The organism is Frankia sp. CgJB1 (assembly GCF_977947065.1).
The window spans coordinates 1-20545 of record NZ_CDWTNB010000006.1 but is presented as its reverse complement, the minus strand read 5'-3'; the positions used below and the strand labels follow the sequence as shown (position 1 = coordinate 20545).

Sequence of the window (20545 nt, the reverse complement as noted above, 5' to 3'; positions counted from 1 at the left end):
ACTCAGAAACGAATGACATTCTGGTGAACCGCCGAAAACAGCAGGAGGCGGGCCGGCTACCCCCCAGCGGCAGCCGACCCACCACCACAGGAGGCCTCTCGCGATCTCCGGCCCCCGAAGGCTCGGCCCCCGAAGGTCCGGTCCCCGAGGGACACCGACCCGTTTCTCCCAGCCTCCACCTTCGATGCCACCGCTGGCTTCGGGGGCAGCTCCAGAGTTCTTCGGGGGGTTGCCGCCAGGAGAGTAGGGGGGAACCCTCGAAACCCCCGGTCGTCATGTGCGACGCTTGTTCGGTGAGATTCCGGCTACATATGGTGGATTGAGGTGCCTCATCCGCGTGTACCCCGCCGACTGGCCGCCTGCGCCGCCCGCCACCGCTCATGGTGCTTCAGCATCGGGGGTATAGCCACCACGGCCGGAACGGTCGCCTGCCAGTGGCCGGCATTCTCCGACAACCCGGTGGCGGCGGGCATCAACGTCTCGGTGGCGCTCGCCTTCGTCCTCACCGGAGTGCTGCTGAACGGCGAGGACGCGTTGGGCAGCGCCACCGGAGCCATGATCTTCAGTGGTCTGCTGTGGGCACTGACCTGGACCGTGGCATGGGACAAGGGTCCGTCGGCTTTCATCTCCACGTTCGCCTACACGCATTTCTGGGTCTGTCTCGGCTGGGGCGCGCTGCGATATCCGGTCGGGCGATTGCAGAGCAACCGCGAGCGCGCCCTGCTGGCAAGCGCCGTCCTCGTCATCCCGGTGGCGAACCTGGGACTGGTCGGCATCTCCGACCCGACCTGGCTCGGATATTCCCGAAATGTCTGGTGGTATGGCTCGCCGATCGACCGGGATGTCTTCGAGGAGATCATCTGGGTCCTCAACAGCCTGACCCTCGTGCTGGCCGCGGCCTTTTTTGGGTTGTCCGCGCGCGGCTGCGCCGCTACTCCGCGCTCGACCGCCGGATCTTCGGACCGGTCGCCATCGCACTGCTGGTCGCGTTCACCCTCGTCGCCACGGTCAACATCTTCGTTTACAACCCCAGCGGAGCCTACGTCCCGCCGGCCTTCATCCTCATCGCGCTCGCGCTGCTGACCATCCCCCTGTCCTTCGCCGCGGCGGGCGTACGCCGCCAGCTCGCCCGCGCCCGCATCGCACAGCTCCTGGCGACGCTGCCGATGCCGCCGACGGTCCCGGCCGTACGAGACATCCTGCGTACGGCTCTGCACGACGACTCCGCCGGGCTCTTCCTGTGGATGCCGCAGGAGCGGCGGCACGTCGACGCCGAAGGCGCAACGGCCACCCCGCCCCGTCCCGGAGCCAGCCGGCTGCTCGTGCCGGTGACGACCTCGTCGGGCGCGCCACTGGCGCTGATCTCCGCCGCCGCCGCCCAGGAGCGCAACCGCGACCTGGTCACGGTCGCACTGCAGGCCAGCGCCATGGCGCTGGAGAACGCCCGGCTGCACGCCGCCGTGGCCGCGCAGCTGGACGCCGTGCGCGCCTCCCGGGCCCGCATCGTGGAGGTCGGCCTGATCGAACGGCGCCGCCTCGAGCGCGATCTGCACGACGGCGTCCAGCAACGGCTGCTGGCCCTCGCCACCAGGCTGGGACTCGCCCGGACAAAGACCTCCGACCCCGATACGATCTCTGCCATCGAAGCCGCTCGCGAGGATCTGCATCATGCTCTCCAGGACCTGCGCAGTCTGGCCCGGGGAATCCACCCGGCCATGCTGAGTCAGGGTGGGCTGCTCCCAGCCCTGGAGGTGGTGGTCGAGCCCCTCCCCGTCAAGGTCGAGTTCGACATCCCGACCGTCCGGTTCGAGCCGATCCTGGAGGCCGGCGCCTACTACACGATCTGCGAGGCGCTGACGAACACGGTCAAACACGCCGGGGCGGCCCAGGTCCGGGTGACGGTCCGGTGCGTGGACGACGGCATCCTGATCGAGGTCACCGATGACGGTAAGGGCGGTGCCGTCGTGGTCGAGGGTGGCGGGCTCGCGGGTCTCGCGGACCGGGTACGTGCGCTCGGCGGCGACCTGAGCATCCTCAGCCCGTCCGGCGGCGGCACCCGACTGACGGCGAGCATCCCGTGCGGGTAGCCGTCGCGGATGACTCAGTACTGTTCCGCGAGGGGCTGGCCATGCTGCTGGCTGCCGCGGGAGTCGAGGTCGTCGCGCAGGCCGGGACCGCGGACGAGATCATCGACCAGCTCGCCTGCGGCCGGCCCGACGCCGTCATCCTGGACATCCGGATGCCTCCGACGTTCACCGACGAAGGGCTGCTAGCGGCCGAGGCGATACGTGCGGCCCATCCCGCGATGGGCGTCTTGGTGCTGTCCACGTACGCCGAGACGCCATACGCGCTGCGGCTGCTGGGTGACGGGGGCGGCGGCATCGGATATCTGCTCAAGGACCGGGTGGACGACATCACCGCGCTGCACGACGCGTTACGCAGGGTGGTCAGCGGTCGGCTCGTCGTCGACGAGGAGATCATCGCCGGCCTGTTGACCCATCGCCGGCGGGCCGGCGAACTGGAACGCCTCACCGCCAGGGAGCGGGCCGTGCTCCGGCACATGGCCGAGGGGCGATCGAACCAGGGCATCGGCGCCAAGCTCCATCTGGCGCCGAAGACCGTCGAGAACCACGTAGCCAACGTCTTCACGAAGCTACGGATGCCGGCCTCCGCGGACGACAACCGTCGGGTACTGGCCGTGCTGGCCTGGCTCCGAGCCACCGGTGGCGAGGCCGGCGGCGAGGACCACTCCTCGCTCTCCGAGTAGCGGTCCACCCGGTTGGGCGAGCCGCAGTGACCATCGAAGCGTGATTCCACCCCCGAGCGCAGCCACGGAAGACTCTGTCCCACCGGGGTGGCGCAGCCCACGTGGGACGGAGCCCCCCGATCACGGGCATGTGCAGGCACGAACGGCCAAACTTGGGAACAACCATGTGAGCCAGCGAACCGGCGTGAGCGCTCCGTACCCGGACGCGCGCCCCGACTTGGGCCAGTGCCGTCATTGCGGCACCGCCACAGCGAGAGGAGCCCGGCGTGTCCGAGCAGGTCAGCACACTGACCGTCACCGACAGCCGCACCGGAAAAACATATGAGATACCGGTTACGGACGGCACGGTACGTGCGAGTGCGTTTCGCTCGATCAAAACGAGCGACGACGACTTCGGGCTGATGACGTACGACCCCGCCTTCACGAACACGGCGAGCTGTAGAAGTGCGATCACCTACATCGACGGTGACGCCGGCATCCTGCGCTACCGCGGCTATCCGATCCAGGAGCTGGCGGAGAAGAGCAGCTTCCTCGAGGTCGCCTACCTGCTCCTCGCCGGCGAGCTTCCCTCCGCCGAGGAGCTGTCGACCTGGGAAGACGAGATCACCCATCACACCCTGGTCCACGAGTCGATCAAGAAGTTCATCGACGGCTTCCACCACGACGCGCACCCGATGGGCATGCTAGTCTCCACGGTGGGTGCGCTGTCGACCTTCTACCCGGACGCCAAGACGATCGACGACCCGGGGCTGCGCCGGCTGCAGATCGTCCGCCTGATCGCCAAGATCACGACATTGGCAGCGTTCTCCTACCGGCACTCGGTCGGTTTCCCGTACGTCTACCCGGACAATGACCTGTCCTACGCCGGCAACTTCCTCAACATGATGTGGAAGGCCACCGAGCTCAAGTACGAGCCGGACCCCAACCTGGAGCACGCCCTCGACGTGCTGTTCATCCTGCACGCCGACCACGAGCAGAACTGCTCGGCCAACGCGATGCGCGCGGTCGGCAGCTCGCAGGCGGACCCGTTCTCGGCGGCCGCCGCCGCGATCTCCGCGCTCTACGGTCCGCTGCACGGTGGCGCCAACGAGCAGGTGCTGCGGATGCTCTCGGAGATCGGGTCGGTCGAGAACATCCCCGCCTTCATCGCCCAGGTGAAGGAGGGCAAGAAAAAGCTGATGGGCTTCGGCCACCGGGTCTACAAGAACTACGACCCGCGGGCCCGGGTGATCCGTCAGGTCGCCGACGAGGTTTTCAAGGTCACCGGCACGAACCCGTTCCTCGACCTGGCCATGGAGCTGGAGCGGATCGCGCTGGAGGACGAGTACTTCGTCGCGCGCAAGCTCTACCCGAACGTCGACTTCTACACCGGCATCATCTACCAGGCGATGGGCTTCCCGGTGGAGATGTTCCCGGTGCTGTTCGCCATCGGCCGGATGCCGGGATGGCTGGCACAGTGGGAAGAGGGCCTGCTCGACCCCGAGCAGAAGATCGCCCGACCGCGCCAGCTGTACATCGGCTACGACCAGCGGCCATATGTCCCGATCGACGACCGTAGCGGGGTCGTGGACAGCGGGACCGACCCGATCGCGGCCCAGGCGGCCCAGGCGGCACCGGAGCGCCCGCTGCGCTGACCGGCCGTAGCCCCCACCGGGGCCGCGGTGTCTCCCGCGGCCCCGGCCCTTGTGGTTGCCGGCGGCTCCCGCCGGTTCCCGGCGCCTACAGGTGCTCGACCACGTAGTCGATGCTCGCGGTGAGCGCCTCGACGTCGGCCGGCTCGACCGCCGGGAAGCAGGCCACCCGCAGCTGGTTGCGGCCGAGCTTGCGGTAGGGCTCGACGTCGACGACACCGTTTGCGCGCAGCACCTTGGCCACGGCGGCGGCGTCCACCCCCTCGAAGTCGACCGTCACGACGACCTGCGAACGCGCGGCCGGGTCGGCGACGAACGGTGTCGCGTAGGAAGTCTTCTCGGCCCAGGTGTAGAGGATGGACGACGATTCCGCGGTCCTCCGCACGCACCAGTCCAGCCCGCCCTGGGCGAGCATCCACTCGATCTGGTCGGCGAACAGGAACAGCGTCGCGACCGCCGGGGTGTTGTAGGTCTGGTCCTTGGAGCTGTTGTCCCGGGCCGTGGCGAGATCGAGGAACGGCGGGATCCACCGGTCCGTTGCGGCGATCTCGGCGAGCCGGTCGATCGCCGCCGGGGACACGAGCGCCGTCCACAGGCCGCCGTCGGAGGCAAAGCTCTTCTGCGGCGCGAAGTAGTAGACGTCCACCTCGCGCACATCGACCGGCAGCCCGCCGGCTCCCGAGGTGGCGTCGACTAGGTGCAGGGCGCCGTCGTCCGCACCCACCGGCAGGCGGACCGGACGGGCGACACCGGTCGAGGTCTCGTTGTGCGGGGTGGCGTAGACGTCGATGCCCGCCTCCGGCGCCCAGTCCGGATGCGTACCGGGCGGCGAGGAGATCACCGACGGCGCGGCCAGGAACGGCGCGCCCTTCGTCGTGTCGGCGAACTTGCCCCCGAACTCGCCGAAGACGAGGTGCTGGGAGCGGGTCCGGACGAGGTTGAAGGCGGCCGCGTCCCAGAAGGCGGTGGCACCGCCGATCCCGAGCACGACCTCGTAGCCCTCGGGCAGGGAGAACAGCTCGGACAGGCCTGCCCGCACCCGGCCGACCAGGCTCTTGACCGGCTTCTGCCGGTGCGAGGTGCCGAGGTAGGTCGCCCCGCTCGCGGCGAGGGCCTCGACCGCCTCAGGACGGATCTTCGACGGGCCACAGCCGAACCGGCCGTCCCGGGGACGCAGCCGGTCGGGCAGCACGATCGCGGGAGCGTCAGCCACGGCTGACCCCCGGCAGGACGTCACCGAGCGGGCGCGGAGCGGGGCCTACGTACCGCGCGGACGGGCGGATCAGCCGCCCGGTGCGTTGTTGTTCCAGGATGTGGGCACTCCAGCCGGCGGTGCGGGCACAGGTGAACATGGACGTGAACATATGGGCCGGCACCTCGGCGAAGTCCAGCACCACCGCCGACCAGAACTCGACGTTGGTCCGCAGCGGGCGATCCGGGAACCGGTTGGCCAGCTCCTCGATCGCGGCGGCCTCCAACGCCTCCGCCACCTCGTAGCGGGTCGAGCCCAGGTCACGAGCGGTCCGGCGCAGCACCCGGGCCCGCGGGTCCTCGGCGCGGTACACCCGGTGCCCGAAGCCCATCAGGCGCTCCTTACGGTCCAGGGCGCGGCGGACGTAGCCGAGGGGGTCGCCGGTGCGCTCGACCTCGTCGAGCATCGCGAGCACCCGGGACGGAGCACCGCCGTGCAGCGGACCGGACAGCGCACCGACGGCGGCCGACAGCGCCGCCGAGGCGTCCGCGCCGGTCGAGGCGACCACCCGGGCGGTGAACGTCGAGGCGTTCATGCCGTGCTCGGCGGCCGAGACCCAGTAGGCGTCCACGGCCTGGACGTGCCTGGGATCCGGCTCACCACGCCAACGGATCATGAACCGCTCGGTTATCGTCCGGGCCCGGTCAACTTCCTTCTGCGGCACCGCCGGCTGACCGAGGCCCCGCGCGGACTGGGCGACGAACGACAACGCCACGACCGACGCCCGGGCAAGATCGTCCCGCACCTGCTCCGGGGTGATGTCGATCAGCTGGCCCAGGCCCCAGTAGGGCGCGAGCATCGCGAGCGCGCTCTGCACGTCCACCCGGATGTCACCAGAGTGCACCGGGACCGGAAAGGGCTCGGCCGGCGGCAGTCCGGGCTCGAACGCCCCGTCGACCAGCAGCCCCCAGACGTGGCCGTAGTCGACCTTGCCAACAAGGTCTTCGATGTCGACGCCGCGGTAACGCAGCGCGCTACCTTCCCTGTCCGGCTCGGCGATCTCCGTCTCGAAGGCGATCACACCTTCCAGACCGGGCTTGAAATCGCTTGTTTTCTCGGCCATCGAGTCCGGATCTCCGCTTCTGTCTCTTGGTCCCACCGGTTCTGTCTCTATGGTCCCGCCGGCGGCCCGTCCGCGTCCTGCCCCGTCGGTGCTGCTTCGTGGGTGCTGCCCCGTGGGTGCTGCTCCATCCGATCCTGCCGCGAGGCATCCCACCGCGCCAGGGCGCAGGTGCCCCGCGTGCCCCGCGATGCTCCATCCAACCCTGATCTGGAACCGACCGCGCACAGACCGATGCACTGGGCAACGCGAAACCCATAAAATATGACGTAAGTCACAACAGTTTTTTCATCATATTACTATTTATACGAATATGCCGAGAGCGGTGAACGGAAAGTTTGGTCAACTGAGATCATTCCGCGCTACGGTCGGGCCTCGTGCCTGGAACGCCTGACCGGCGGCAGTCACGCAGCGCGAACACGACGGGAGGATCATGGCGTTCGTCTTCATCAGTCATCGCGCGGCGGACATCGCATCCGCCGAACGGTTGGGCCGGGCGATCAGCGCGGCGGGGCACGCGGTGCACCTGGACCGTTGGGAGATACGCATCGGCGACACCGTGTCCATGTTCATGAATGAGACGCTCGCCGCCGCCGACTTTCTCGTGCTCGGATACTCCACGTTGGGAATCCACGCGCCGTGGATCGTCCAGGAATGGCTACCCGCACTGGCCGATGATCTCGCCGCCCGCGGTATCACCCTGGTACCAGCATTGCTGTCGGGGTCGTCGGGCGGCGACGCGCCATATCGGCTGGCTGGCCGGCGGTGCACCGACCTTACGGTTCCGCTGGGACCTCGGCGTCCGCGAGCTCCTGACCGAGCTCTCCTGACCAGGACGACGGACCCTGGCCCGGCGGGATCACCCTCGGGGCCGTCCCGCTGGCGCGCGCGGCCTGCCTGGCAGGATCGGGGCGTGGCCCCAGCCTCCGCTGCCGACGAGCCGCCGGTGGGCGGTCCGGATCCGGACGTCCCCGATCCGGACGTCCCCGATCCCGCCCTGCTCCGCCAGGGCTACCGCACCGGTCATCTGGAGCCGGAGCATCTCGCGCCGACCTGGGTCGAACAGTTCGCCGCCTGGTTCACCGACGCAGCCACCCCCGGGGTAGGCGTTCCGGAGGCCAACGCGGCCGTGTTCGCGACGGCATCCGCCGCCGGGCGGCCCAGTGCCAGGACCGTGCTGCTCAAGGGGTTCGACCAGCGGGGCTTTGTGATCTACACGAACTACACCTCGCGCAAGGGCCGTGAGGCTGCCGAGAACCCCTTCGGCTCGCTGGTCTTCCCCTGGTACGCCCTCGAGCGCCAGGTCGTCGTCATCGGATCGATCGAGCGCGTGAGCCGGGCCGAGACGGAACGCTACTTCCAGTCGCGTCCGCGTGGTTCGCAGCTCGGCGCCTGGGCCAGCCACCAGTCGACGATCATCGAGTCCCGTACGGTGCTCGACGACCGCGCCGCCAAGCTCGCGGCCCGTTGGCCCGAGGGCACCCGGGTGCCGACACCGGAGTTCTGGGGTGGGTTACGCATCGTGCCGGACATCGTGGAGTTCTGGCAGGGCCGCGCGGACCGGCTGCACGACCGGCTGCGGTACCGGCGGGTGTCGGTACCGGCCGACGGCGACGGCACGGACTCCGTCGTCCCGACCGCGGCCGGAGATCTCTGGGTCATCGAACGCCTCGCCCCCTGACCGTCACGGCAATCGCGCATCCGCCGGCCGGCGACACACCCGGAGACACCTTATTGACTCGGCCCGGCTTAGCGGTCTTCACTGACGTCCGTTCGCCGTTCGCCGTTCGCCGTTCGCCGCTCGCCGCTCGCCGCTCGCCGTTGAACCCATCGGATCCGCACTGAACGTGCCGGAACGATACTGAACGTACTGGGCCGGTGCTGAACGTGCCGGACTCAACGGACCCCATCGGACAACCACGAAACCGCGGCCGCGCCACCCAACAGTTCCGCTACGCCGGACCCGGCCTCCCGGGGACGAACGGCGCGTTGCTACCTTCTTGGCTGCAATCGCTCCTGCCCGCAATCAACGTGCTCGGCACACGTCGAGGAGACGGATTTATGCGTATCACCAGAATGCGTGCCGCGGTGGCCGGCGTTCTCGGCACGGCGACCATCGCACTGGCCTTCCCGGCGCTCGCCGAAACTCCGGAACCGTCGCCCACGGCCACAGCCACAGCCGTCACCCAGCCGAGCCCGTCCCCCCTCGTTGCCGACGCCCCGACGGCGACACCGAAGACAGAGCCGTTGGCCGGCGTGGACCCGACGGTGCCGTTGGCCGGCGTGGACCCGACGGCCGGCCCGACCGCCACTCCGAGCCTCGATCCGAGCGCCACGCCGAATGCCACGCCCACCGACGCCGCGGCCCTGATTCCGGGCGCGACGGCGGACGCGACGTCCTCCGCGAGCCCGATCAACGGCACCGGCAACCCGACACTCGACGGTTTCCTCGACCTGCTGCCCTTCGAGGTCCCGCTGGACAAGCAGATCAACAGCATCGACGACATGGACGTCAACCCGTTGTTCCTCACCTTCACCTGCGACGGCTCCGTCCCCTCCTGGAAACTGAAGAACACCGCGGACAAGGCCTTTGGATTCGGCTGGTTCGACACCAGCCTGCACGGCGGGATTCTGGACATCGGGCCGAAGCAGACCGTTGACGTCCCCTCGAAGGCGCTCGCGGTAATCGGCTCCCCCTGGGACGCCAAGACCAAGGTTCTGCTCGTGACCGTGCCGACGGTCGGTGTCTCCAACTGCACGGGCGGGTCGGCCCCGCTGCCGCTCGCACCGCCCGCTCCGCTACCCGTCGCGGTGCCCGCCGCCACGAGCGCCGTCCCGGCCGATCCGCACTACACGCGATGAGCTCCGGACCTGGTCCCAGGATGGCCGCGGGCGCCCTCGCGGCCATCCTGGGTGGCGTCGTGCTGACCAGCTGCGGCGACGGCGCCAGGAACGCCTCCACCGATCTCTCCCTGCAGGTGCGCAACCAGCTCGCCGCCGTCGCCGGGCTCGGCCAGGGAAAGAGCACCGTGGTCACGGCCGTGGGTGCCAGCGTCGACGTCTACAGCGCCCCGACTGACACCCAACCCTCCTCCACGCTGGCCAGTCCGAATGAGAACGGCGTCAAGCGGGTCTTCCTCGTCCAGGCCAAGCTGTCGGGATGGTGGCAGGTACTGCTGCCGGTGCAGCCGAACGGCAGCACCGGCTGGTTGAAGGCGGACCAGGTCGCCGCGTCCGAGACGTCGTACCGGCTGGTTGTCTCCCGCGGCAGGCACCGACTCCATGTGTTCAGCAACGGGACGCAGATCGCCGAGGAGCCGGTGGGGATCGGCACCGCCGACACCCCGACGCCGGGCGGGCGCTTCTATCTCATGGAGCTGCTCAAGCCGCGTGATCCGAACGGTCCGTACGGGCCGTATGCCTTCGGGCTTAACGGCTTCTCGACATCACTCAGCTCGTTCGGCGGCCACAAGCCGGTCATCGGCATGTACGGGACGAACGAACCAAAGCTCATCGGCAAGGACGTCAGCCACGGATGCATCCGCCTGAGCAACGACGCGATCACCAGACTCGCCCAGACCGTTCCCCTCGGTACACCGATCGACATCATCGCCTAGAAGAAGATCGGTAACGAGGCCCTTCCCGGCGGAGGATCGCCGGGGCCCGGGTGGGCTATGCATCCACCGAGGCGGACGGGCCCATGGCGGGACGGGCCGCCACGGCGATCCGCAGATCGTCGACGAATCCGGCGTAGACCTCGTCACGGCGGGCGGGATCTGCCCGTAGCACCGCACTGGGATGCAGCGTGGCGAGCAGCTGAGCCCCGGAGCCGGCCGGCCCGGGGAGCAGCCGGCCACGCATCTTCGTCACCCGGAACGACGGTCCGAGCAGCGACATACCGGCCGTAGCCCCCAGGATCACGACGATCGCCGGCCGAACGAGGTTGAGCTCCGCGGATAGCCAGGGACGGCACGCGGTGACATGCCGCGGGTCCGGGGTCTGGTGGATCCGCCGCGGGCCGTTGCCGGTGCGATACCGGAAGTGCTTGACGGCGTTCGTCATGTACACCTCGGCACGGTCGAGTCCCACCTCGCCGAGGGCCCGGTCGAGCAGCTTGCCGGCGGGGCCCACGAACGGCGCACCCCGCCGGTCCTCGATGTCGCCCGGCTGCTCGCCGACGAGGGCGAGCCAGCCGTGCGCGGGGCCGACCCCGAAGACCGTGCGGGTACCGGGCAGCTGCGCGAGGTCGCATCCCTGGCAGTCGGCGGCCGCCGCCGCCAGGGTCGGCAGGTCCGCCCGTGGTGGTATGTGTACGGGCTGCATGCTCATCCACCGATTCAACCGGACGGGCCCTCGCCCGTCCGCACGAGCCGCACGAGCCGCACGAGCCCTGGGAGACCCGGCGTGCCGGGACCCCGGTGCCGGGGGTGCGGGGCAATGCGTGGTACAGGGCGATGCGTGGTGCGGAGCGATGCGTGGTACGCGGAGATGCGTGGCGCGCCGTGCGTGAGCTGCCCTCCACATCCCACGCCGACGCGACCACCTCCGGCGGAGCCCGCCACTTCTCCGCCGGTCTTCGAGCGGGGGATCCTGCCCACGCATCCCCCTGCCCAGGATCAAGGGTGGCCAATCCACGGGACCACCCCGCAAAATAGCGGCGTGTCATCATTCAACTACACAGCGTTTGCTGTTGTGCTGTACGGGTGACGCTTGCCGTGGAGTGGGATCGGGGCTTCTCCGACGCATGGTCGCAAATCGCCGCGACAGCTCCGAAAGTAGGCCTCTTCCTCGCGATCTGTCTGCTCGGTTGGCTGTTGGTCCGGGCGGGTACGCGCCTCGTCACCCGGTTCACCGAACGCGCCGGCCTGGATCGGATCATCGATCGCGCCGGCCTGCCGCGGCTATTGCACCAGCCGGCCCAGAGCGTGCGGGCGAGCGGGCTCCGGGTGCTCATGGGCATCGGCCTGCTCGGCGTGCTGCGGATCGCGCTGGGGGTCTTCGGACCGAACACGGCCGAGGACACCGTGACCGATCTACTCGCTCTGCTGCTCCGCACCCTGCTCGCGACGCTGGTCATCATGATCGGGGTCGGCCTCGCCCGGGTCGTCCGGACCTTCGTCACGGAGGCACTACGCGACCTCGCGTACGGACGGGCGGCCGGCAACATCGTGGCCACCGTGCTCGTAGTCGCCTTCGGCAAAACGGGGTTGGACGAGGTGGGACTCGCGACGTCGGTCACCACACCGGTCCTCTGGGCGATCCTGGCCTCCCTCACCGGTGTGATCGTCGTCGGCGTGGGAGGCGGCCTCATTCGACCCATGCAGATCCGATGGGAGGAGATCCTCGAACACGTCGAGGACACCGCCGCCGAGGCTCGGGCGAAGTGGCACGATCGCCGCCCCACCACCTCCCCGGCACACGCGCCGGAACGGCCGCTGCCACCGCCGGCCGTCGCCTCGCCTCGACCCCCGATCCCGCCACCGGGCGAGGGGCCACTGTCCAAAACCGGCTCCTCCGAACGGCCTCCACCGTCTGCGGTGGACGAGCCCCCGCCGCCCGCCGGCCGACCGCTTCCGGGGGGACCCACGTAACGTGTGGTCCGTCCCCCACATCCCGGTCGCCGTCGGCCGGTGGGTGTGCGTTCGGCGAACTGCGGCGTGTTCGGGCCTCAGGTGGGGCACTCTGGGAGAGGACGGACGGTAAAAGTCGGTCGCTGACCTCGACCACGCATATCGCCCTGACCCGGACACCTGACCCAGCCAGGGGACCCTGCCAGATCGGTCCGCAGGTGGCCGATCCTCACGGCGGAAACCTCATCAACGTCACGAGTGGCGAGCGGAGGGACATCTCGGTGGACGAGCTCTCGGATATGGAGCGCTCCCGACTGCTCCTCGGCTGGCTGGCGGCGCGGCGTGCCGTGGACAACTGTCTGTCGGACCTGCTCGCCGCCGGTCCCGCCGGGGAGCGGCGGGTACGCGAGTCACTCGCTCTCGTGGGCGATCTGGAAAGCCGTGCCCAGGAGGCGTTCGACCGTTACCGCACGGCCGCGGAAAACACGGAGACACGATCATCGGGCCGCTGGGTGCCTTCCGACGCGGATCGTCCCAGACTCAATGTGGTCCGCACCCCCGAGGGCGATCTCGCTCGTAGTAGTTCGAACACGAAGAGCAATCATCGACACCGGTGACGCCCGGGGCGCTGGACGCGCGTCAGAATGGCCCTCGTGCCGGCCGTCCGTCGCCGCCGCGTCGCCGCGGTCTGGCTCCTCACCCTCCTGGTTCCCCTTCTGCTGACGACGTCCGGCTGCGGCGTGCTGGAGGGTCCCCGACGTGGTCATGTAGTCCTGGCCGCCACCCCGGCGCCCACCACGGGTCCCGATGCGTTCGAACGCTCCGGACGGGGCGCCCGCATCCGGATGACCCTGCCCCCGTCCGACGCCCCGAAGCCCTATCCCCTGCTCGTGGCGCTGCACAGCCTGCACTACGACGGCGCGGACCCCAAGCAGCACTGGGACCTGGACAACCTCGCCCGTGCCGCCGGCCTCGCCGTCGTGTACCCGGACGGCCTCAACAGGGCATGGAACGCTGGAACCTGCTGCGACACCGCCGTGATCAACCATACCGATGACGCCGGCTGGCTACGCGCGTTGATCGCGCATCTCAGCGAGCATTACCCGATCGACCGGAACAGGGTCAGCCTGATCGGTCTGTCCAACGGCGGCATGCTGGCCTACCGGTACGCCTGCGAACACGGGGACGAACTCGCGGGCATCGCCGTCGTGGCGGCCAGCCGTCAGGTGTCGGACTGCCGTCCGGGCGCCCCGCTGACCGTCGTGGTCGTCCACGGCGGGGCGGACGGCCATGTGCCCTACCAGGGGACCCTCTGGTCGCCGGTGCTGCGGACCGCGATCACGCCGGTCGAGGAGAGCATGATCCCGTTCCGGTCGGTGGATCGTTGCCCCGTCCCGAGCCGGCCTACGGACACTGTCCTCACGGATTCGACCGGCATGCCATGGCACGCCCCGGTGGCATCACAGTCCGCGCTGAGCGTTGGAACGGACGCGGACGTGGCCGCGCCCGTCGCCGTGCCCCCGGTGCCCCCGGCAAGCGGGCCGGCGCACCCTGCAAGCGCGCTGGTGAACGCCGCCCCGCGGGTCCTGATGCCGAGCGCCGTCCCGGGTGTGCCCGCGAATTCGACCACGGTGACGTCACCGGCCGTCGCCCTGCGCAAGGAGACCCCCTGTGCCTCCTCGGCCCGGGTCGTGCAATTCCTGCTGCCCGCCCTGGCCCACGGCTGGCCGGCCGTCTCCGGACCGGCCGCCTTCGCCACGGGCAGGGTGATCTGGAATTTGCTGGCTCCGGCCCGTTCCGCGCGGCCCGGCCCGCGGATGTGACCCGCGACGGCCAGCCGGCAGGGACGGATCAGGCCGGCGCGAACGAGGATCGCAGCGCGCCCATCAGCGTATTGAGCGACGCCAGGACGTCGGTCGACACTCGCGCGATGAGCACGTACACGGCACCGGACACCGACACCGTGCGCATGAGGTAAGAGACCCGCTGCCCCTCCCGGTCGTACGAGCCGACGAGTTCCTGGGTGGGCTGACCGCTGGTGTCCGTCGCCGGGCCGGAACGGTCCCTGGTCAGACCGGGGACCGTGTTGAACTCGGCGGACTGGACCTGCGTGAGCGCTGCCACCGGATCCTGCACCGCGACCCGGGCCACCCCGATCCTCTGCGGTCCGTACTCCGAGACGGTGCCGGGCTCGCCATAAAAGATGCCGGTGTTGTCGCGCCGCTGCTTCCACACCGGCGGGTGGGAGAAGGTGGCCTTCTGCACAGTGTCGGTGAACGAGGTCCAGTCCGCCGGCACCGCGATCTGGCCCGCGGCCGCCTGACCGCCAGCTGCCTTACCGCCGGCTGCCCCCGTGCTCGGGCTAGGCGCGGCCGCTGCGGGACCGCCGGACGATACTGCCGTCGGCGCCGGGGCCGCATTGGTGGCGGTCCGGCCGCTGGGCCGGACCGTCTCCCAGACGGCACCGGCCCCGACGCCCACCCCAAGTGCCACGGCCAGCACCACCAGGGCCACCCCGACCCGATGCAGGAAGGGCATGGTGTCGGAATCACGATCTCCCTGCCGGGAATCGCGAGCGTCGTCCTCGTCGGGGAAATCGACTGTGCCCGCGGCGGAGGTCAGGCCCCCTGAGCGACGCGCCGCGACCCGCTGGTCGGCGCCGAACCGCACCGGATTCGGCCGGCTCCGCCCCCCGCCCGGCGGGTAAGCCTCGGGTCGGTCGGGTCGACCGGACCGGTCAGGCCGATCAGGCCGACCGGGATCGGTGCGATCGGCACGGCGCCGGTCGAGTCCGAGGTCGTCGCCGGCATCCCTGCCGTAGGGCGTCCGCAGGCCTGTTCCACCGTCCCTCATTCCGGCGCCGCCGGTCGACGGACCGCCTGTAGGGGCACCGTCGGCCCGACGTGTCGGCATCGCCGTCTTGGCCCGCGGCAGACCGCCCTCATTCTGCCGATTCGGTCCACCTCGTGGATCCGACCTTCCATCGGTAGCCCATTCGGGTGGTTGACGCCCGGGTGCGGCTGCGGGAGCGGAACCAGGAACGACTCGGGACCGCCGGCCCTCGGTCCGAGCGGGCGGGACGAGCGCCCGGCGCATCGAGGTGCCGGTGGACGGCGAATCGGTATCCTCGGGCTGTATCGAACTGCCCTGATATGGATTGCCGTGGCTCGCCGGTACCGGGTGGTAGGGCCCGGTCACCGGTCCAGCGGCGTCATATGACCCGGTCGGAGGGCCGTAGCCGCTATGCTGCGGGCGCGGATCCGGCCCCGCTGGCTGATACGGCTCCATCGAGGGACTGCTACCGCCCCCCTGATAGTAGGGAGACTGCCGGTCGTCGTCCCACTCGGTCCGTCGCACACCGTCCGTCACCAGACGACCTCCGATCCCGAGCTCCGCTTGCGTCCGCCCGTCCCACCGCTGTACCACGGCGTTGCGTCGACGTTGCGCGAGCTTAGTTGATAGTAGCCCACCGAAGGCGTAAAGGGATCGGCCAGGTACCTCGCCGGTCACCCACTGATCTGCACCGATATCCTCCCATGTCATCAGGCACATATTTCAGGGGGGACGCCGCATGAAGGGCTTCAGGCAGTTTCTGATGCGAGGGAACGTCGTCGACCTGGCGGTCGCGGTCGTGGTCGGTACCGCCTTCACCGCAGTGGTGACGTCGCTGGTGAAGACCATCTTCACCCCGCTGATCGCCGCGATCTTCGGCAAACCCGACTTCTCGGCCCTCACCTTCACCATCAACGGCAGCATGTTTCGGTACGGCGAGTTCATCAACAGTATCATCGCATTCCTCTCAGTCGCTACAGTGATCTATTTCGTAGTAGTACTCCCCCTGAACACCATCAACGAGCGACGGACGCGGGGGCAGGTCCCGCCGGAGGAGGACCCAGTACTCACCGACGAAGCACGCCTGCTCACGGAAATCCGTGATCTACTGGCGGAACACCGTCCCACCGGCTGACCCAGCCGACCCGGGCCGACCCAGCGCGGCTCCACACCGCGCGGCTCCACACCGCGCGGCTCCACACCGCGCGGCTCCACACCGCGCGGCTCCACACCGCGCGGCTCCACACCGCGCGGCTCCACACCGCGCGGCTCCACACCGGATCGCTTACCCGAACGTTGGTCGGCATTCAGGAATCGCTCAGGCTTTCAAGGGAAAGTGCCTACCATGACACCGCGTCTCCCCTTCAGCAGTAGCGCCGAGGACGCCCCCAGGGGCGGCGGCAGGGAGGGGTCCGGCGCCGGGCATGACTTCCCCCCCTCCCCTTGGGCTCCGCCCATCGGCGGCGCGGCCGCGACACGAGCCGGCCAAGATCACCCGGCTGGTCCCGCCAGCTCCGAACCCGGCCTCCCGGCGGGCCCGCCTTCCCGTCCGCCCGGCTCGCCGTACAGCCAACCGCCGACGCTGGGGCCACCCTCCGGCCAGCATCCTCAGTATCCGAATCCCCATCCCCCGCATGGGGATCCTCGTCCGTATCCGGATTCTCCGTACCCGGCCGGGCCGTCCCAGGCCAGCCAGCCGCAGGCCGCGCTCTCCGCGGGAAGCCCGCCTCCGACGGCGTCGCCCGGCGGCCCGTGGGGACCGCCTTCAGGTCCGCCACCCGGTGGTCCCGCTGCCCCGAGAGCCGTGAACGGCGCGGCCGGCCCCGCGGGACCTCCCGCGGGCCCCCCGACCGGAGGGTATTCCTGGGGACCGCCATGGAGTTCTCCGAGCGGCGCCGGCTCGCCACCCACCCAGGACCTCTACGGCAACGAGACAACCATGGTCGCCTCGCCCCCTTGGCGCCGACGGCGGCTCGTCGCCGCCGGACTCGCCATCGCCCTGGTCTCGGCCGGTGTGGGTGGCGGTGTCGGAGCGCTGGTCGCCGACAACAACGGGGGGCAGACCATCGTCACATCCGCCGGTCTGCACAACACCGTGGACAGTTCCGGTGGAACGTCGCCCGCAGCCGCGAACACTGTGTCGGCCGCGGCGCAGAAGATCCTGCCGAGTGTCGTGACAATCTCCGAGGAATCGAGCAGCGAGTCAGGCACCGGCTCCGGCACCATCATCCGTTCGGACGGGCATATCCTGACGAACAACCATGTGGTCTCGGGTGCCGCGAATGGCGGCTCGCTGACGGTCACTCTGCAGGACGGTCGTACTTTCGATGCGCAGGTCGTAGGCACGGATCCGAGCTCGGACCTCGCGGTGATCAAAATCAATGCCACCGGTCTCACGGCGGCCACGTTCGGCAATTCCGACACGCTGAGCATCGGGGAACTGATGGTAGCGGTCGGCAGCCCGCTCGGGCTGAACGGCACGGTCACGTCCGGCATCGTCAGTGCCGTGCATCGCCCGGTGCGCACCGGGGATTCAACCGTGCGGGATCAGCAGAACACCGTGCTCGACGCAATCCAGACCGACGCATCAATCAACCCCGGTAACTCCGGTGGTCCGCTGGTCAACAGTCGCGGCGAGATCATCGGCGTGAACAGCGCGATCGCGACCGTGGGTGGTGGAAGTCCCTTCGGTGGCGGCCAGCAGTCCGGCAACATCGGCGTCGGTTTCGCTATTCCGGGCAACTATGCCGGGTCGGTGGCCACCGAGTTGATCTCTACGGGCAGCGCCCGACACCCGTACCTGGGCGTCAGCGCCTCCACCTCGGAGGAGAACACCCGCTCCACCGCCTCCAGCGGCAACGGTGCAAAGATCCGCTCCATGGTTCCGGGTGGACCCGCCGAAAAGGCCGGCCTTCGCGCCGACGACGTCATCACGAAGGTCGGCAACCGTGCTGTCAACGACGTCGACTCCCTCATCGCGGCGGTCCGGTCCCACGCCATCGGCGACGAGGTGGAAGTGACCTATACCCGTGATGGACAGAGCGGCACCGTCAAGGCCCGGCTCGCCCAACAACCACCAGCATCCTGAGCTATGTCCCGACCCGCAAGAAGCGTGGCGCCTTCCAGCGGAAGGCCGCGAATGGCCGGTCCGGTTCCGAACGCCAGTTCTGCCGAATTGGTGACAGATTTCGGCTTATACCCATTGAAGGCAGGTTCGTCCAGGGTGGATTGGTCCCGTCTCCGACGGGACATGGCCACCCTGCCGTGAGACCTACCAGGCAAAGTAACCAGCCGTAGTCGATGGGGATCAAAGTGCGACGACGTCAGTAGTCAAGCGTTATCGACTGTCGAATCGGCGACAACAAAATCTTCACGACGTTCACCCGCTGCGGGGGACGAACTTCTAGCATTGGGACTGCCTCACCGGGCTACCGATGGGGCGATGCCGGCCCGTTCCGGGGCCGCCGCTAGTCCCCGGGGAGAAGCTGAGTATGGACGACGACGCGGACCTGGTGGCCCGTGTCCGACGTGGTGACCGGCAGGCGTTCGACGATCTCTACGATCTGTACGCCGATGATGTCTTCTCGATGTGCCTGCTGATTCTGGGCGATCCCACCGTGGCCCGCGCAGCGGCCGGGACGGCGTTCGCCCTCGTCGCCCGCACTCGTCTAAATCCCCTGAGCGATCCCACCCGGCTGCGGTCCTGGCTACTCGAGCTTGCTCGAGGAAGCGCTCTGGCCTGGTCGGGATCGCCCTAGGCGCGCAGCATCCCGGTACCCCATGGAGTCTCGCCCGAAGAGCTCCTCACCGGTGCCGTGGTTCCGGCGCCGGCGAGTCTGCGGGTCGGCCTCGCGCGCACCTTCGATCGCGCCGCTGTCGCGGCTGTAGCCGCAGCCTCAGCCGCCAGTCGGCGGGCTGCGGCAGCGGCCCGCCGCGGCCGATACCGATACCGATACTAAGAGCGAAGTCGGCGAGACCACCAAGGAGACACCGAAGGTCAATCTCGTCAAGGTACCGACTGCTCCACCCAGCGGTGACAGGTACGCCGATGCCGAGAAAACCATCATCGCCGCCACCACGCACCCCACGCGTCTACTCCCGCTCATGCGCATGGACTCCGACAATGACCTCACCGACGCACCACAGACTCATACTGGCCGCGGCACCGCGGGATGGCGCAGGCGGTCGGCGGTGGCAGTCGCCGTGGTGACGGCCATTGCCGTCGCCGGCCTCACGGCGGTCATGAACTGGCCCACCTCCGATGCCCAGCTGCTGTCGGAGGACAGGCCGAATATCACGCAGGGGCAGGTGACGCAGGCGCCGACCCCGGACGCGGTACGTCCGCCCATGCCTGCGGCCGCACCCAGCAATGCGGCCGCGACGTCCTCGACAGTCGTCCCGACGGTCGCCGGAGCGTTCACCAGCCGGGCTGCGTCGCCCGGGGGCTTGGAACCACGCCTCATGGAGCCCATCGCGCGGCAGGTCAGCAAGCCCTCGCCCTCCGCCTCTCACCCGTCCCGACCCTGCTTTTGTCAAGACGCCTGCGGCACCGCCTCCGTCCTCGCCGTCCACCGCCCCGGCGCCACGCACGCCGACGACGGAGCCACCGACCACGACTCCTACACAGCCGCCGACCACGACTCCATCGTCAGCCAGCCAACCGCCGACGGCACCACCGAGCACCCCACCCTCGACGGCACCGACCGAGGTGGGCGCTCCGACGTCGACGTCCCCACCGAGTGGCAACCCCGGGAGCCCAAGTACCGGACCCGCTCCCAGCAGCTTCTCCACCGGAAGGACAAGTTCGCCCGACACAGGCGACTGGATCATCAATCCGATTACAATACCACTACCCATTTTCATCTAGTCTTTTCTCTAGTCCACATTGCACAACAATGTGGATACGGGCATACTCAAAAGATGCCAGATCGAGCAGGACGTTAAAAATCCCGAGATCCGCCGAGTGCCGATAGTAGGCCTGGAAGGGACTGCGGTTCGGTCCCGGACCCGTCGGCGCCATAATCACGCATTTTTCACTCGGAGTCCCCGGTCCTTGTTCTCAGCCAGTATGTCGAAAAGAAATATGCCGCAGAGTTACTCGCCGATGATGCTAGCACAAGTGGTTATCTCTCACGGAAGATCATCACCATGTTCTGGCTGTGCTCGCGTACTTGAAAGCCCGCACACTTGAAAGGATGACAGGAGCCACCCGAACACATGGTCGATTCTGCGTCACACTCGCCACGGAGTCAACCCCTACGCCCGTCGAGGAAGACCGCACCGCGGAACAGCGCATGGCTTGCGGCTGTGGCGACCACATACGCAAGCAAATGGAGTTCTCGATGTCGCCTCCGCCGACGATCTACGGATTTGCATTGAAATAACTTGATTATTTTATGTCGGGTCTACGGGAAGTGAACATGTAGTTCCACT

General features: G+C 68.8%; 18 protein-coding genes and 2 pseudogenes. 15 read left to right on the top strand and 5 right to left on the bottom strand.

From position 1 onward, the window contains the following. Positions 1-329: 329 nt before the first annotated feature. The gene (locus tag AC08OT_RS01580; RefSeq protein WP_476592304.1) at positions 330-626 is read right to left on the bottom strand and encodes a hypothetical protein; all 297 of its coding nucleotides are present in this window, start codon (positions 624-626) and stop codon (positions 330-332) included. A gap of 189 nt (positions 627-815) precedes the next feature. Here AC08OT_RS01580 and AC08OT_RS01575 point away from each other — a divergent pair, with 189 nt between their 5' ends. From AC08OT_RS01575 to AC08OT_RS01565, 3 genes are all read left to right on the top strand, one after another. After that, positions 816-2087: a sensor histidine kinase gene (locus AC08OT_RS01575; protein WP_476602476.1), complete on the top strand. Its 1272-nt coding sequence runs from the start codon at positions 816-818 to the stop codon at positions 2085-2087. Then, positions 2078-2767, top strand: coding sequence for a response regulator transcription factor (locus tag AC08OT_RS01570; RefSeq protein WP_476592302.1), 690 nt, complete (start codon positions 2078-2080; stop codon positions 2765-2767). Before AC08OT_RS01575 ends, AC08OT_RS01570 begins: the two co-directional genes overlap by 10 nt. Before the next feature lie 266 nt (positions 2768-3033). Next, positions 3034-4401 (top strand): citrate synthase, encoded by a 1368-nt coding sequence (locus AC08OT_RS01565; protein WP_476602475.1) that lies wholly within the window; start codon positions 3034-3036, stop codon positions 4399-4401. Between the two features lie 85 nt (positions 4402-4486). Here the strand turns inward: AC08OT_RS01565 and serC are convergent, their stop codons facing one another. Beyond that, a complete protein-coding gene (gene serC / locus AC08OT_RS01560) occupies positions 4487-5611 on the bottom strand; it encodes a phosphoserine transaminase (protein ID WP_476592300.1) in 1125 nt (374 codons plus the stop codon). After that, complete coding sequence (locus tag AC08OT_RS01555; RefSeq protein WP_476592299.1) at positions 5604-6713, bottom strand: citrate synthase 2; 1110 nt, start codon at positions 6711-6713, stop codon at positions 5604-5606. Before AC08OT_RS01555 ends, serC begins: the two co-directional genes overlap by 8 nt. Positions 6714-7143: 430 nt before the next feature. Between AC08OT_RS01555 and AC08OT_RS01550 the strand changes: the two are divergent. From AC08OT_RS01550 to AC08OT_RS01535, 4 genes and pseudogenes are all read left to right on the top strand, one after another. Continuing rightward, a pseudogene (locus AC08OT_RS01550) lies at positions 7144-7431 on the top strand (toll/interleukin-1 receptor domain-containing protein); the annotation flags it as partial. Positions 7432-7656: 225 nt separating this feature from the next. After that, complete coding sequence (gene pdxH / locus AC08OT_RS01545) at positions 7657-8391, top strand: pyridoxamine 5'-phosphate oxidase (protein ID WP_476602479.1); 735 nt, start codon at positions 7657-7659, stop codon at positions 8389-8391. A 380-nt stretch (positions 8392-8771) separates the two neighbouring features. Beyond that, positions 8772-9572 carry a hypothetical protein gene (locus AC08OT_RS01540; protein ID WP_476602474.1) on the top strand — a complete coding sequence of 267 codons (801 nt, stop codon included), beginning with the start codon at positions 8772-8774 and terminating at the stop codon, positions 9570-9572. A 20-nt stretch (positions 9573-9592) separates the two neighbouring features. Then, complete coding sequence (locus tag AC08OT_RS01535; protein WP_476592296.1) at positions 9593-10327, top strand: L,D-transpeptidase; 735 nt, start codon at positions 9593-9595, stop codon at positions 10325-10327. Positions 10328-10382: 55 nt separating this feature from the next. Here AC08OT_RS01535 and AC08OT_RS01530 read toward each other — a convergent pair whose 3' ends face one another. After that, positions 10383-11039 (bottom strand): UdgX family uracil-DNA binding protein, encoded by a 657-nt coding sequence (locus AC08OT_RS01530; RefSeq protein ID WP_476592295.1) that lies wholly within the window; start codon positions 11037-11039, stop codon positions 10383-10385. A gap of 374 nt (positions 11040-11413) precedes the next feature. Here AC08OT_RS01530 and AC08OT_RS01525 point away from each other — a divergent pair, with 374 nt between their 5' ends. The 3 genes from AC08OT_RS01525 (at position 11414) to AC08OT_RS01515 (ending at position 14103) form a co-directional block, all read left to right on the top strand. Next, positions 11414-12301 carry a membrane protein gene (locus AC08OT_RS01525; protein ID WP_476592294.1) on the top strand — a complete coding sequence of 296 codons (888 nt, stop codon included), beginning with the start codon at positions 11414-11416 and terminating at the stop codon, positions 12299-12301. Between the two features lie 260 nt (positions 12302-12561). After that, complete coding sequence (locus tag AC08OT_RS01520) at positions 12562-12897, top strand: hypothetical protein (RefSeq protein ID WP_462203044.1); 336 nt, start codon at positions 12562-12564, stop codon at positions 12895-12897. A gap of 27 nt (positions 12898-12924) precedes the next feature. Beyond that, complete coding sequence (locus AC08OT_RS01515) at positions 12925-14103, top strand: CE1 family esterase (RefSeq protein WP_476592293.1); 1179 nt, start codon at positions 12925-12927, stop codon at positions 14101-14103. A gap of 28 nt (positions 14104-14131) precedes the next feature. Here AC08OT_RS01515 and AC08OT_RS01510 read toward each other — a convergent pair whose 3' ends face one another. Beyond that, positions 14132-14950, bottom strand: coding sequence for a hypothetical protein (locus AC08OT_RS01510; RefSeq protein ID WP_476592292.1), 819 nt, complete (start codon positions 14948-14950; stop codon positions 14132-14134). A gap of 901 nt (positions 14951-15851) precedes the next feature. Here AC08OT_RS01510 and mscL point away from each other — a divergent pair. The 5 genes and pseudogenes from mscL to AC08OT_RS01485 form a co-directional block, all read left to right on the top strand. Further along, positions 15852-16247 carry a large conductance mechanosensitive channel protein MscL gene (gene mscL, locus AC08OT_RS01505; RefSeq protein WP_476592291.1) on the top strand — a complete coding sequence of 132 codons (396 nt, stop codon included), beginning with the start codon at positions 15852-15854 and terminating at the stop codon, positions 16245-16247. A 1002-nt stretch (positions 16248-17249) separates the two neighbouring features. Continuing rightward, complete coding sequence (locus tag AC08OT_RS01500; RefSeq protein WP_476592290.1) at positions 17250-18200, top strand: S1C family serine protease; 951 nt, start codon at positions 17250-17252, stop codon at positions 18198-18200. Positions 18201-18603: 403 nt separating this feature from the next. Further along, positions 18604-18870 (top strand): hypothetical protein, encoded by a 267-nt coding sequence (locus tag AC08OT_RS01495; protein ID WP_476592289.1) that lies wholly within the window; start codon positions 18604-18606, stop codon positions 18868-18870. Positions 18871-19216: 346 nt separating this feature from the next. Then, the gene (locus tag AC08OT_RS01490) at positions 19217-20056 is read left to right on the top strand and encodes a hypothetical protein (protein ID WP_476602473.1); all 840 of its coding nucleotides are present in this window, start codon (positions 19217-19219) and stop codon (positions 20054-20056) included. A gap of 99 nt (positions 20057-20155) precedes the next feature. Continuing rightward, positions 20156-20242, top strand: a pseudogene (locus AC08OT_RS01485) (DNA-binding response regulator); the annotation flags it as partial. Positions 20243-20545 lie beyond the last annotated feature (303 nt).

Bases quoted from the DNA above. Each gene is read 5' to 3' on its own strand.
- AC08OT_RS01580 (WP_476592304.1), bottom strand. From the start codon at position 626: ATGAAAGCCGACGGACCCTTGTCCCATGCCACGGTCCAGGTCAGTGCC.
- AC08OT_RS01540 (WP_476602474.1), top strand. From the start codon at position 8,772: ATGCGTATCACCAGAATGCGTGCCGCGGTGGCCGGCGTTCTCGGCACG.
- mscL (WP_476592291.1), top strand. From the start codon at position 15,852: ATGAAGGGCTTCAGGCAGTTTCTGATGCGAGGGAACGTCGTCGACCTG.
- AC08OT_RS01490 (WP_476602473.1), top strand. From the start codon at position 19,217: ATGCGCATGGACTCCGACAATGACCTCACCGACGCACCACAGACTCAT.
- AC08OT_RS01535 (WP_476592296.1), top strand. From the start codon at position 9,593: ATGGCCGCGGGCGCCCTCGCGGCCATCCTGGGTGGCGTCGTGCTGACC.
- AC08OT_RS01555 (WP_476592299.1), bottom strand. From the start codon at position 6,713: ATGGCCGAGAAAACAAGCGATTTCAAGCCCGGTCTGGAAGGTGTGATC.
- AC08OT_RS01530 (WP_476592295.1), bottom strand. From the start codon at position 11,039: ATGAGCATGCAGCCCGTACACATACCACCACGGGCGGACCTGCCGACC.
- AC08OT_RS01515 (WP_476592293.1), top strand. From the start codon at position 12,925: ATGGCCCTCGTGCCGGCCGTCCGTCGCCGCCGCGTCGCCGCGGTCTGG.
- AC08OT_RS01495 (WP_476592289.1), top strand. From the start codon at position 18,604: ATGGACGACGACGCGGACCTGGTGGCCCGTGTCCGACGTGGTGACCGG.